We start from the raw sequence: 11,781 nt of genomic DNA, 5'->3' as shown, positions 1-11,781 counted from the left end.
ACGAAGGAAAAGCCATGCAGAGATCCGTATTGTCAACCATTTTCGTGACCGGCTCCATCGCGTGCGCGGTGGTCGGATGCACCAGCGGTTCGTCGCAGAACGCCGGAGCGCCCACCCCCGAGGGCAACAACGTCGCGCTCGTTCTGGGCACCAGCGGCAGCCCGTTCTACGAGGCGCTGTCCTGCGGCGCCGAGGCCGAGGCCGAGAAATTGGGGCTCACCCTCGACGTCACCGCCCCCAGCACATTCGCCGCCGACGCCCAGATCCCGGTGGTCAATGCGGTGACCGCCAGCCGCCCGGCGGCGGCTGCGGTGGTGCCCACGGATGCGCAAGCGCTGATTCCGCCACTGGAGCAGCTCGCCGCCAGCGGGACCAAGCTCATCACCGTCGACCAGACGCTGGCCGATCCGGATGTGGCAGAGACCCAGGTTGTCACCGACAACATCGCCGGTGGCGCGATGGCCGCAGAGGAGGTGAACCGGTTGACCGACGGCACCGGAAAGGTTCTGGTCATCACCCAGCCACCCGGATCCACCGCCCAGGACCAACGCACCCAGGGTTTCGTCGATGCCCTGGCGAAGTTCTCCGGGCTCGAGTACCTGGGCGCGCAGTACCAGTCCAACGACCCCGCCAAGGCCGCCCAGATCGTCACTGCCACCCTCGCCGCCCACCCCGACCTTGCCGCCATCTTCGTCACCAACGACCAGGGCGCCATCGGAACCGTCACCGGGCTCCAGCAGGCCGACGCCGTGGGCCGGGTCAAGGTCGTCGCCTACGACGCGGCGACTGCCGAGGTGAATGCGTTGAAGAACGGCTCCATCCAGGCCCTCATCGCGCAGAACCCTACGGAACAAGGCGCCGTGGCGATGCAGACCCTCAAGGCCCTTCTGGACGGCGAGCAGGTTGAACCGACCGTCACCACCGAGCTGGTGACCGTCCGGGAAGGGGAGAACGACAAAGCCGACCAGTACGAGTACAAGGCCACCTGCTGACGGTCAGCGGGTGCCCGCCTGGGCCCGCTGCGCCACCGTCGCCACGTTGGATTCGTCGACGAACGACGGCCCGGTCAGCGTCGGCAGGCCGCCGCCGATGACGTTGCCGTTGGTCAGGTACAGCCACAACGCACTGACGGCCAGATAGCCCTGCAAAAACGGCTGCTGATCCACGGCCCAGCCGATGACACCCAATTCCACCGCGTCCAACACTCCGGGGTTGGTGTCGAAGGTGACCACCTTCGCGTAGCTGTTGGCTTCGCCGACGGCCTGCAGAGCGGTCAGGGCGACCGGAGCACCCAGGGTCAGCACCCGGTCGACGGACCGGTCGCGCTGCAGTGTGGACACCAGGTCCGCCTTCACCGCCGGCGGCCGGGTCCCGTCGACATAGAGCTTGTGCACCGGGCCGGGGAACGTCTGCGCCGCGCCGTCACAACGGGCCTCCAGTCCGACATGCGCCCGGGCCTGCACGACGCAGAGCACGGCGCGCGCCCCCTCGTGCTGCAGCAGTTTGCCGACCTCCCGGCCCGCCACCAGGTCGTCCTGCCCGAAGTAGGCAACCGCACCCACTTCGCGCCAGGTGTCGATGCCGGTGTTCACGGCCACCACCGGGACACCCGCGTCGACGACCCGGTGCACCGCCGGCGCCAGCACGTCCGGGTCGGCGAGCGTGACCGCGATGCCCGCCACGCCCTGGCGCGTCGCCTCGTCGACCTGGCGCGCCTGCTGCACCGGATCGGGGTCATGCAGGTACCGCAGGTCGATGCCGTCCTTGTCGGCGGCGGTCTGCGCACCCCGGCGCACCAGGTCCCAGAAGGTGTCCCCGGGTGCCTGGTGGGTGACCAGCGCGACGGCCACCCGGGGTGGCGGCGGAGCCGGCGGAGGCGGCGCGGGCGCCACACCGCCGCACGCGGCCTGCGCCGCGACCAGCACCGCCGCGGCGACCAGCGCCGCGCTGCGTCGGCGGGCGGGTGATCGCATGTCTTCAGTGTCGACCTCCGAGATGGTGATGGTCTGGCAAATCACGAATTGCTGATTACTCTTGCGACATGACCGACCACGACATCGCCACGATGCGGCGCGAGATCTCCAAGGCCCTGTTGACGGCACTGGACCGGCGCCACGAGGTACTCGACGTGATCGTCGACGCCGAAGACCACCCCGATGCGGTGGCCCGCATCGCCAAGCTGCTGGACATCTCCGTCCGCGGGGCCGAGGCGGTGGCTGGACTGTCGTTCGACCGGCTGACCCGCCAGTCGCGGCGCACCATCGCCAAAGAACTCGACGACGACAACAGCCAGCTGACCTTCACCCTGGGCGAGCGCCCCGCCAGCCTGGACGAGAGCCTCACCCTGCGCCCCTTCGACGGGGACACCGACCGTGACATCTTCGCCACGCGCACCCAGGACATCGGTTCTGCCGGTGACGGTTCCGGCGCTCCGGCGGCAGGTCTGGACGACGAGATCCGCGCTGCGAGCGCACGGGTGCGCGCCGAGGAGGCCGCGTGGTTCGTCGCACTGGAGGGCAGCCAGAAGGTCGGGATGGCCTTCGGCGAGCTCGTGGACGGGGAGGTCAACGTCCGCATCTGGATCCATCCCGACCATCGCCAGAAGGGCTACGGCACCGCCGCACTGCGTCGCTGCCGCAGCGAGATGGCGGCTTACTTCCCGGCGGTGCCCATGGTGGTCCGGGCACCCGGAGCAGCGCCGCGCTGAACGTGCGTAGGCTCGCTGCGTGACGGTACGCGCGGGCATCGTGGTGACGGGGACAGAGGTTCTGACCGGGCGGGTGCAGGACCGCAACGGGCCGTGGCTGGCAGACCAGCTGCTGGAACTCGGGATCGAACTGGCACACATCACGCTGTGTGGCGACCGGCCGCAGGACATCGAGGCCCAGCTGCGCTTTTTGGCCGCCGACGGGGTGGACCTGATCATCACCAGTGGCGGGCTGGGTCCCACCGCCGACGACATGACGGTGGCGGTGGTGGCGGCATTCTGCGGACGGGACCTGATCTTGGACCCGGAGCTCGAAGACACCATCGCCGGTATCCTCCGCAAGCTCAACGCCGCCCGTGGGCACAACCTCGACTTCGAGGCGGTGATGGCAGCCAACCGCAAGCAGGCGCTGATCCCCGCCGGCGCCGCAGTGCTCCCGCCGGTGGGCACGGCCCCCGGCGTGGTGGTGACGGGCGCCCCCACGGTGGTCGTACTGCCCGGCCCGCCAAGGGAATTGCAACCCATGTGGCGCGCGGCCGTGCAGACGCCCGAGGTGCAGCAGGCCATCGCCGGGCGCACCCATTACCAGCAGGGCACCGTCCGGATGTTCGGGCTGCCGGAATCCGCGCTGGCCGAGACCCTGCGCGACGCAGAGTCCGAGGTGGCCGGATTCGACCGGCTGGAGATCACGACGTGCCTGCGCCGCGGCGAACTCGAGATCGTCACCCGCTACGAGCCCGACGCCGCCCCGGTGTACGCCGAGCTGCTCGACCTGCTGCAGCGGCGGCACGCCGCCGAGGTGTTCTCCACCGACGGCGCCCTGATCGACGAGCAGGTGGCCGGACTGCTGGCCGGGCGCACCATCGCCACCGCCGAGTCCTGCACCGCGGGCCTGCTGGCCGCCCGGCTGGCCGATCAGCCCGGTTGCTCGGCCTACCTGCTGGGTTCGGTGGTGGCCTACGCCAACTCCGCCAAAGCACAACTGCTGCAGGTGGATCCGAAGCTGATCGACGAACACGGCGCGGTGTCCGAGCCGGTGGCCGACGCCATGGCCCGCGGTGCGCTCAGCCGCTTCGGTGCCGACACCGCGGTGGCCATCACCGGCATCGCCGGGCCCGGCGGCGGTACCGAGGACAAGCCGGTGGGTACGGTGTGCTTCAGCGTGCAGACCGCCGACGGCCGGGGCCGTACCGTGACCAGGCTGATGCCCGGCGAGCGTGCCGACATCCGGGAACGCTCCACCACCATCGCCCTACATCTGTTGCGGCAGTTGCTCATCCCATAGATCGAGCATGGTGCGCAGGATGTCCTCGGCGCGGCCCAGCCCGGCCAGGTGGCTCTCGCCGGCCAGCGGGAACAACTGGGCGTCCGGCAATCGGGATACCACGTGCTCGCCGTGTGCGAACGGCACGATGTGGTCTTTGTCGCCGTGCCACCACCGCACCGGAACCTTCACCTCGTCGAGCCGGAAACCCCAGTCCCGGGCGAACACCACCACATCGGCGAACGGCGCCGCCAGCTGTTTGCGGCTGCCGTTGAGCAGGTCATCGAGGAACATGGCACGAAACTCCGGGCGCACCAGCAGTCGGCGGTCCGCTTCCGGTGACACCCGGGCGTAGAGGTACAGCGCAGGCGTGGCGATCGGCCGGGCCAGCTGGACCAGCGCGGTGGCAGCCATCCTCAACGGGAACCCGGCCACTTCGAGCAACGGCGCCACGGTGGTACCGAAGCCCATCACGCCACCACCGATCGCGTCGGGCCCGACCGTCGGCGCCACCCCGCCGAGCACCCCGACCGCCAGCACCCGATCGGGTAGTGCCGCAGCACAACCCAGGGTGTAAGGCCCGCCGCCCGAGAGCCCCACCACGACGAACTTGCCGATGCCCAGTGTGTTCGCGATGGTCTCCAGGTCGTAGGCAAACTCGCCTACATTGGCGTACTGGAACGGCGTTGACGAACCGATGCCAGGGCGGTCGATCCCGATCAACCGGATGCCCTGCTGCTCGGCGAAGACGCGGGCCTCCGTGGGAATCTGGCGTCGCGCCCCGGGAGTGCCGTGCAACCAGAAAACCGCCCGGCCCTGCGGATCACCGAATTCGGCGAAACCGAGTCGCCGCCGCGGGCCAACGGCGATGTTGCCCTCCAACTTCGGGCGTTCGATCGCGGGAACCATCCGCACAGTCTCGCACGCCGTCTCAGCCCACCCAGGCCGGCGGTTTCCGGTCGCGCCACGGGGCCGCCTGCTCGAGTTGCGCGGCCAGCCCCAACAACACCGTCTCATCCGGCGCCATCAGCTGCACCCCGATCGGCAGCCCGTCCGCCGTCATTCCCAGCGGCAGGGAGATCGCCGCCCACCCGGTCACGTTGGCCAGCGAGGTCCACCCCGTCGTGGCGAACTCGACGTCGAAGAACGCGCGGGTGGTGCCCCGAGGCTGGTCCAGCAACCCGTACCCCGGCGGCGGGGTCAGCAGTGTGGGCACCAACAGCACGTCGAAACCCGTCATCCCTGCGGCGAACCGCCGGGTCTGCGCATGCACGGTCTCGATGGCGCCGGCGTACTCCACCCCGGTGGTCACAAATCCTTCGCGCACCATCACCCAGGTGCTCGGCTCGAATTCGTCCTCACGGGGCGCCCGGCCCAGCACATCGGTGGCGAGCGCGTGAAGTTGTGCGTTGCTCACGTTGTGCAGCACCGCGATCGCGTCGGCCACCGCATCGGCGTCCACGCTCGGGGCGGCCGGCTCCACATGGTGGCCGAGCTCGCCCAGCAGCCGCGCGGTGTTCTCCACAGTGGCGACCACCTGAGGATCGGTGACCGGCCCGGGGAACGGCGACTCCGTCGAGACTGCGATCCGCACCCCGGACGCGGGGTCCGCCAGCGCCGCCAGGAAGCCGCCGCTGGGCAACGGCGCCGTGTACGGATCACCGGGCGCCGAGCCAGCGATCACGTCCAGCAGCGCGGCACTGTCGCGGACGGTCCGGGTCAACGCGTGGCCGTTGACCAGACCCTCGAGCCCATGACCGCTGTCGGGGGCAAAGGAGGACCGGCCCCGGCGGGGTTTGAGGCCCACCAGCCCACAGCACGACGCGGGCACGCGGATCGAGCCGGTGCCGTCACCGCCGGACGCGGCCGGTACCACACCGGCGGCGACGGCCGCAGCCGATCCACCGCTGGAGCCGCCTGGCGTGACGTCGGGGGACCAGGGGTTCACGGTGGGCCCGAACAGTGACGGTTCGGTGGTGCAGTGGTTGCCCCATTCCGGGGTGTTGGTCTTGCCGAACACCACCAGCCCCGCGTCCAGGTACCGCTGCACCACCCAGGACGTCTCGGCGGAGACGTGGCTGCGCAGCGCCCGCGAGCCCATCGCCTCCGGGGTCCCCGCCAGCGACGCCCCCAGATCCTTGAGCAGGAAGGGAACTCCGGCCAGCGGTCCGGACACTTCCAACGCGCCCGCCGCCTCGCGGGCCCGGTCGAACAGATCGGCGATCACCGCGTTGAGCCCCCGGGCGGCCTCCAGCCGGAGCAGGGCCGCCTCCAGGAGTTCTTTCGCGGACACCTCGCGGGCGGCCACCAGCTGCGCCTGCCCCAGCGCGTCCACATCGGCGAGTTCGAGTGCGGTAACGAAGTCCACTCGCTGAGGATACCGGCGGGCCACGAACGCGGGCTCGGTGCGAGTTCTCGCGGCCGAGGCCCAGCTGGTATCCCCGATACGTGAAATCCCCTGTGTCACTTGAGTATCTGATGCAACATCGGCGCATTTTCTGAGTTCCTAAGCGATGTCAAGTCATGAGGCGGCTTCTAGACTGTGGTTGACGGGCCGGTGGATTGGAGCGCTTGGCGACTCCTGTTGTCCCCGGCCCGTCCTTCCTTTGAGTCGCTGTGTGCGGCGGGTGTCGGCGGCCTTGACTCGAATCTTCTGGTCGACGCGGTGGTGGGCGGTGACCAATTTTCGGCCTTCGTCAGCGTGGATGGGTCGGCCGTCGATATCCCGCATTTTGTAGGGCTGACCTGTGCGGAGGCAGGTGGCGATACGGGTCAGCAGTATGGTGGCGATGTGGCAGAGCGCTGAGTCATGATGACGCTCGGTTTGCATGAGCCGTTTGTACTTGGCGGCCAACTGGGGATCGGTCTTGCGGGCATGATCGGCGGCGGCGAAGAGCGCTTCCCGCAGCAGCGGATCGCCGGCCTTGGTCAATCCGGTCTGTTGATGGGTTTGCCCGGACTGGTTGAGCTTGGGAATCAGCCCGGAGTAGGCGCGGATGGCAGCTAACGAGTGGAATCGGTGGGGGTCCCCGAGACGGCCGGCGATGACGGCGCCAATGATCGGACCGACGCCGGGCGCGGAGGCGATGATGCCGTTGGGGTCGGCTTCGGCGTAGAGGTTGGCGGCTCGTTCATCGAGGTCGTCGATTTGTTCGGTCAACGCAAGGGCTTGTTCGGCTTCTACGGCGATATCGGCGGCCAACTCGGCGAAATCGATGCGCGCGTCGTCGCCAGAGCCCCACAGCTGCAACGATTCCCGAGCTGCAGCGAGGATCGCGGTGGCGTAGGTTTCACGCCAGGCGCCGCGGGAGTGGCGGATCAGGAATCGGGTCAGCCGTGCATGTCCGAGGCGGATCACTGTGTTGGGATCGGCGTAGCGGGCCAGCAGTTCTAGGGCGGTCTTGCCGAATCGGGCACTCAAGGCGTCGTACCAGGCCGGGCCGAGCAACTCCAGTTGGGCATCGAGGCGTTGAAAGACCGCGGTGCGGCGTTTGACGATGGATGATCGGATTTTGACGATCCGGCGCAGTGGCTCAGCCGGGCCGCCGCCGGTGTGATCGCGCAATCCTTCGGGTGCAGGAGTGGCAGCCGGGCCAGCATTTTGGAGTCGAGGTGGTCGTTTTTGGCGTGTTTGGAGTAATAGGCTCGTAGATCGGCAGATTGCGTCGTGGGAACCATGGACACTCGTGCACCTCGGTGGCGGAACCACGATGCCAACGGCGCCCAGGCGTTGCGGGTGGGTTCCATGATGATGCGTACGGTGTCGCGCTTCTTTAGTCCGCAAGCGGTCCAGAGCTTCTCGAGTTCATCGGGGCGAGTGAAGAATCGCCGACCTGTCCAGACGAAGGTCCCGTCAGGGCGCGCCAGGGACGCTTGATGAGCAGCCCTGCAGGCGACATCAATGCCTAGGATCAGTTCCATGCCATGTCCTTTCGATCAAGTGGGTGGTTAACCTGCGATCGAGGCTGGCATAGCCCAGACATTCCATAAGCAGGAGTCCAACCATCAGTCGGCTCCAAGTTCCCGAACAGGGACACCAGAATCGCGCAGGTTGTGCCGCGACAGCCACTCAGAAATCAGGAATCCCAGAAGGTTCCAGTCGGTAGCCTGGCTGTCCGCGAGCACTCACTCAATCTAAATGTCGGTGGTCGCCTATATGTTCTAGGCATGGGAACGTCACCTGTCGCAGACCGGGAGGCGATGCTGGCTGCCCTGGCGCAGATCGAAGAGCTGACCGCCCGGATGAATCGGTTGTCGATCGACGCATTCTCCGATGCCGAGTTGTTGGCGCTGCAGCAGCGGCGCGAACCCATCACCCGCGCGCAGCCGGTGCTCGATCACCGGGTGTATCAAAGGATCACCTCCCAAAGCTCACCGATCTCCCTGGGCGCCAAGAATTACGCCGCAGTGCTGTCGCAGCGGCTACGGATCTCCACCTCGGAAGCGCACCGCCGGCTTGATGACGCGGCGTTGTTGGGGCCGCGGACCTCGCTGACCGGTGAGCCCATGGCGCCCACAATGCCGGGGTTTGCGCGCGGTCAGGCGCAGGGGTTGATCGGCGCCGAGCACATCAAGCATGTCCGGTGGTTCTTCCGCAAGCTGCCCGGCTTCGTGGACTTCCAGACCCGGAAGAATGCCGAGGTCCAGTTGGCCCAGCATGCCTGCGAACTCGGACCCGCCGAGTTCCGCGCCGCCGCCGCGCACATGCTCTACCTGCTCAACCAGGACGGCGAACTCTCCGATGAGGACCGCCAAGCCCTGGCCTACATCCGGGTCGGCAAGCAACGCCGCCCCGGGGATGTGCAACCTCGCCGACGAAACCCCCTGCCTTGACGGTGAACCCACCGACGAGCAGATACGCAACGACACCCGCACCGCCGGCAAACGCAACCACGACGCTCTGCTCGCCCTGTGCCAACGCATGCTCACCACGAAGCCGACCGGGACCATCAACGGATTACCGGCGAATGTCGCGATCACCGTCAGCCTGACCGATCTGGAGAAGGGCACCGGCCACGGGTTGACCGCCGGCGGCACGAGGCTGCCGATCGCCGACGTGCTCAAGTTCGCCGCCCACTCCCGCCCGTGGCTGGCGCTGTTCGACGGCAACGGCCTACCCCTGCACCTGGGCCGAGCCAAGAGGACCGCGACCCTCGCCCAGCGGTTGATGCTGCTCGCCAAACACCGGGGCTGCACCATGCCCGGGTGTACCGCCAGTGCGTACCGCTGCCAGGTGCATCACGCCAACCAGGACTGGAAGGACGGCGGCCGCACCGACATCAACGACCTCACCCTGGCGTGCGGGCCCAACTACCGCATGGTCGAGACCACCGGCTGGACCACCCGCAACCGCCCCGAGGACGGTGTCACCGAGTGGATACCGCCCCCACACCTCGACTGCGGGCGATCCCGCACCAACAACCTCCACCACCGGTGAACGGATCATCGACCCCGGCGACGACCCGTGATCGTTTCTGGGGTCAAGTACATTGCCCGGATGGACGACGACCTGCTCCTGCCGTCGGGCCGGATCCGCATCCGCAGCTGGGGTGACCCGGCGACGCCACTGGTGCTGTGTGTGCCCGGGCTGGCGGCGAATCTGACCGCCTACACGCACCTCGGTGAAGCGGTCGCGGCCACGGGCCGACGGGCGGTGGCCTTCGATCTGCGCGGTACCGGCCGCAGCGAGATCACCACCACCGGCACCTACGGTCTGGCGAGCCACGCCGCCGACGTCCGCGCGCTGGCCGACGTGCTGGGAGCGCATACCTTCGACCTGATCGGTTGGTCACTGGGCGCTCTCATCGCCATGCAGGTCGCCCGCGACGACGGGGATCGGCTGCACAGCATCACGCTGATCGACCACGCGGGACCGACGGATCCGGCAGCGCTGGTGCCGATCCGCGACGGGCTGGCCCGGCTGCAGAGCACCGTCGATGACCCGCAGGAGTATCTGGCGGCGGTGCGGGCTGCGGGACACATCGCGCCGTGGTCGGACTACTGGGAAGAGTTCTACCGCTACGAACTGGCCCAGTTGCCCGACGGTCGCTGGGCACCCACGACGTCGTGGCAGGCCGCCCAGGAAGATCTGGGGCAACGCTGGCCGCGGGACTGGAGCCCGTACTGGCGGGCGTTGACCATGTCGGCTGCGGTGGTGCGGGCCATAGCGCCGGGTCCGCAGGTGGTGCCGGCGGCGACGGTGGCGGCGCTGCGCGAGGTCAACGCAGGCGTGCGCGTCGTCGAGTCGGCCGGTGATCATTTCACCTGCATGACGGCCGCGGACACCACGGCCGCCGTGCTGGCCAACCTGTCACCCGGCCAGGATTGAATTGCCTTCCACCACAATGGCTGCGGGATCCAGCGGTCGGCTCGCCGGCCCACGGGCGACGGTGCCGTCGAGGTTGAACTTGCTGCCGTGGCAGGGGCAGTTGATGGTGCCGTCGGCGACTTCGTTGAGCGTGCACCCGGTGTGGGTGCAGATGTTGGAGAAGCCTTTGAACTCGCCGGCCACCGGCTGGGTGAGCACCACGTCGTCGACGATGATGCCCGAGCCCACCGGCACCTGATCCGTTGCCGCCAAAGCCTGCGATCCGCTCGGGGCCGCGGGGGTGGCGGCCTCTCCCGACGACGAGGGTGCCGACTGCTCGGAGTAGGTACTGCACGCGGCCAGCGTGGCGGCAGCACCCCCGAGGCCGAGGGCGGCGAGGAAGCGGGGGCGGGTGATCCTGAGGGCGGGGATGTCCATGGTGGGATTGTTGTCGTCTGTGCTCACAGCGTCAGTCCTTTGAGTTGGAAAAACCACAGCGCCGAGGTCAGCCAGGTGTACACCAGCGCGAAGAACAGCAGACCGCCGGCGACCGGGAGCACCCAGGGCCGCAATCCCGGCTTGGTCAGCAGCAGCATCTTGGTCACGAAGACGCCGTAGAACAGGCACCCGAACAGGGAGTGGAACAGCACCCGGCTGTCGGAGGCCTGGAAGCCCAGCGCGTAGAGGCAGTGCACCGCCACCGGCAGGCTGGCCAGCACGGCCACCCGGCCGGACCAGACGTGGGCGGGCCGCAGCCAGGTCGGGGTCCGGGTGGGGGGCAGCAGCCGGTACATCGCCAGCGCCGAGAGCATCTGGAACACCCCCAGGGCCATCGCCAGGGTGGCCAGCCACGACTTCACCGCGGTGGGGCTGGAGAATCCGGCCACGTTCACCGCGAAGAAGCGGGGCTCGTGCACCTTGGCGAAGACCCCGAGTCCCACTGCCACTGCCGCCCCGATCAGGACGGTACCCAGCACGGCCGCCTGCGACGCACCGACCACGGGCGCACGCTGGGTGGGAGCGTCGGGGTCCAGCTCACTGCGCATCGGTCACCTGCGGTGCCGTGAGCGCCCAGCTTTTCTCGCCGATGGTCAGGGTCCCGGTCACGGTGGCGTCGCGCAGCGTCGCGTCGATGGTGCCGTCGGCACTGGCCAGCTTCATCACATTGCCGCTGACGGTGCCGGACATCCAGGTCTCGATCGCCGCGCCGTCGCAGACGTAGGCACGGGCGGTGCCGTCGGTGACGGTGATGTCCACGGCGATCGGCGCCCCTTGTGTGGTGACCGTTCCAGAATAGGTTGCCGCCGTGGGGAACTGCTGCACCGGTGGCGGAGGGGGTGCGGGCGCGACCGTGGTGAGGGTGGCGGCGGCGGGCGACGGCGGGGGCGATGCCAGCTCGGGGCCGGAGCCGGGATCGGCGGCGACGTTGGCCAGCCACAGTCCGGCACCCACCACGGCAACCGCGGAGATCGACAACACAGGTTTCTGGATTCGCATGTGGTT

General features: G+C 68.6%; 11 protein-coding genes and 2 pseudogenes. 5 read left to right on the top strand and 8 right to left on the bottom strand.

Going from position 1 to position 11,781, the window contains the following annotated elements:
- Nucleotides 1–14: 14 nt before the first annotated feature.
- Nucleotides 15–992, top strand: a complete 978-nt coding sequence (locus tag G6N58_RS23810; protein WP_115281281.1) for an ABC transporter substrate-binding protein — start codon at nt 15–17, stop codon at nt 990–992.
- 3 nt (nt 993–995) lie between these two features.
- Here G6N58_RS23810 and G6N58_RS23805 read toward each other — a convergent pair whose 3' ends face one another.
- Complete coding sequence (locus G6N58_RS23805; protein ID WP_115282114.1) at nt 996–1,973, bottom strand: substrate-binding domain-containing protein; 978 nt, start codon at nt 1,971–1,973, stop codon at nt 996–998.
- Between the two features lie 68 nt (nt 1,974–2,041).
- Here G6N58_RS23805 and G6N58_RS23800 point away from each other — a divergent pair, with 68 nt between their 5' ends.
- Together G6N58_RS23800 and G6N58_RS23795 are read left to right on the top strand one after the other, a co-directional pair.
- A complete protein-coding gene (locus G6N58_RS23800; RefSeq protein WP_115281282.1) occupies nt 2,042–2,707 on the top strand; it encodes a GNAT family N-acetyltransferase in 666 nt (221 codons plus the stop codon).
- Between the two features lie 19 nt (nt 2,708–2,726).
- Nucleotides 2,727–3,992 carry a competence/damage-inducible protein A gene (locus tag G6N58_RS23795; RefSeq protein ID WP_115281283.1) on the top strand — a complete coding sequence of 422 codons (1,266 nt, stop codon included), beginning with the start codon at nt 2,727–2,729 and terminating at the stop codon, nt 3,990–3,992.
- Here the strand turns inward: G6N58_RS23795 and G6N58_RS23790 are convergent.
- The 4 genes and pseudogenes from G6N58_RS23790 to G6N58_RS31365 all read right to left on the bottom strand — a co-directional run.
- Nucleotides 3,960–4,880 (bottom strand): alpha/beta fold hydrolase, encoded by a 921-nt coding sequence (locus G6N58_RS23790; RefSeq protein ID WP_115281284.1) that lies wholly within the window; start codon nt 4,878–4,880, stop codon nt 3,960–3,962. The two genes, G6N58_RS23795 and G6N58_RS23790, sit on opposite strands and share 33 nt — an antisense overlap.
- A 22-nt stretch (nt 4,881–4,902) precedes the next feature.
- Nucleotides 4,903–6,339 carry an amidase gene (locus tag G6N58_RS23785; protein WP_115281285.1) on the bottom strand — a complete coding sequence of 479 codons (1,437 nt, stop codon included), beginning with the start codon at nt 6,337–6,339 and terminating at the stop codon, nt 4,903–4,905.
- Nucleotides 6,340–6,492: 153 nt separating this feature from the next.
- On the bottom strand, nt 6,493–7,536 hold the full coding sequence (locus G6N58_RS31200) for a transposase (RefSeq protein ID WP_435406376.1): 1,044 nt from the start codon (nt 7,534–7,536) through the stop codon (nt 6,493–6,495).
- 53 nt (nt 7,537–7,589) lie between these two features.
- Nucleotides 7,590–7,892: pseudogene (locus G6N58_RS31365) on the bottom strand (IS110 family transposase); the annotation flags it as partial.
- Between the two features lie 246 nt (nt 7,893–8,138).
- Here G6N58_RS31365 and G6N58_RS30930 point away from each other — a divergent pair.
- A pseudogene (locus G6N58_RS30930) lies at nt 8,139–9,408 on the top strand (HNH endonuclease signature motif containing protein).
- Between the two features lie 60 nt (nt 9,409–9,468).
- Entirely contained in the window at nt 9,469–10,299 is an 831-nt protein-coding gene (locus G6N58_RS23765; protein WP_115281288.1) for an alpha/beta fold hydrolase, read from the top strand.
- On the opposite strand, the gene G6N58_RS23760 is transcribed toward G6N58_RS23765, so the two are convergent.
- Genes G6N58_RS23760 through G6N58_RS23750 form a run of 3 tightly spaced genes read right to left on the bottom strand, consistent with a single transcriptional unit; the run spans nt 10,282 to nt 11,775 of the window.
- Nucleotides 10,282–10,743 (bottom strand): Rieske (2Fe-2S) protein, encoded by a 462-nt coding sequence (locus tag G6N58_RS23760; protein ID WP_407664133.1) that lies wholly within the window; start codon nt 10,741–10,743, stop codon nt 10,282–10,284. The genes G6N58_RS23765 and G6N58_RS23760 overlap by 18 nt on opposite strands.
- Nucleotides 10,740–11,324, bottom strand: a complete 585-nt coding sequence (locus G6N58_RS23755; protein WP_115281289.1) for a DUF6529 family protein — start codon at nt 11,322–11,324, stop codon at nt 10,740–10,742. Before G6N58_RS23755 ends, G6N58_RS23760 begins: the two co-directional genes overlap by 4 nt.
- Nucleotides 11,314–11,775: a hypothetical protein gene (locus tag G6N58_RS23750; protein WP_115281290.1), complete on the bottom strand. Its 462-nt coding sequence runs from the start codon at nt 11,773–11,775 to the stop codon at nt 11,314–11,316. Before G6N58_RS23750 ends, G6N58_RS23755 begins: the two co-directional genes overlap by 11 nt.
- Nucleotides 11,776–11,781 lie beyond the last annotated feature (6 nt).

Origin of the sequence: Mycolicibacterium tokaiense (genome assembly GCF_010725885.1) — a bacterium.
In the GTDB taxonomy this organism is placed as follows: Bacteria; Actinomycetota; Actinomycetes; order Mycobacteriales; family Mycobacteriaceae; genus Mycobacterium; species Mycobacterium tokaiense.
Note: the sequence above shows the minus strand (reverse complement) of the source record. Positions and strands in the feature narration are given on the sequence as shown.

What these genes read in the sequence shown, in the direction of transcription:
- G6N58_RS23750 (WP_115281290.1), bottom strand. Translation starts at nt 11,775, where the DNA reads ATGCGAATCCAGAAACCTGTGTTGTCGATCTCCGCGGTTGCCGTGGTG.
- G6N58_RS23790 (WP_115281284.1), bottom strand. Translation starts at nt 4,880, where the DNA reads ATGGTTCCCGCGATCGAACGCCCGAAGTTGGAGGGCAACATCGCCGTT.
- G6N58_RS23805 (WP_115282114.1), bottom strand. Translation starts at nt 1,973, where the DNA reads ATGCGATCACCCGCCCGCCGACGCAGCGCGGCGCTGGTCGCCGCGGCG.
- G6N58_RS23810 (WP_115281281.1), top strand. Translation starts at nt 15, where the DNA reads ATGCAGAGATCCGTATTGTCAACCATTTTCGTGACCGGCTCCATCGCG.
- G6N58_RS23755 (WP_115281289.1), bottom strand. Translation starts at nt 11,324, where the DNA reads ATGCGCAGTGAGCTGGACCCCGACGCTCCCACCCAGCGTGCGCCCGTG.
- G6N58_RS23800 (WP_115281282.1), top strand. Translation starts at nt 2,042, where the DNA reads ATGACCGACCACGACATCGCCACGATGCGGCGCGAGATCTCCAAGGCC.
- G6N58_RS23765 (WP_115281288.1), top strand. Translation starts at nt 9,469, where the DNA reads ATGGACGACGACCTGCTCCTGCCGTCGGGCCGGATCCGCATCCGCAGC.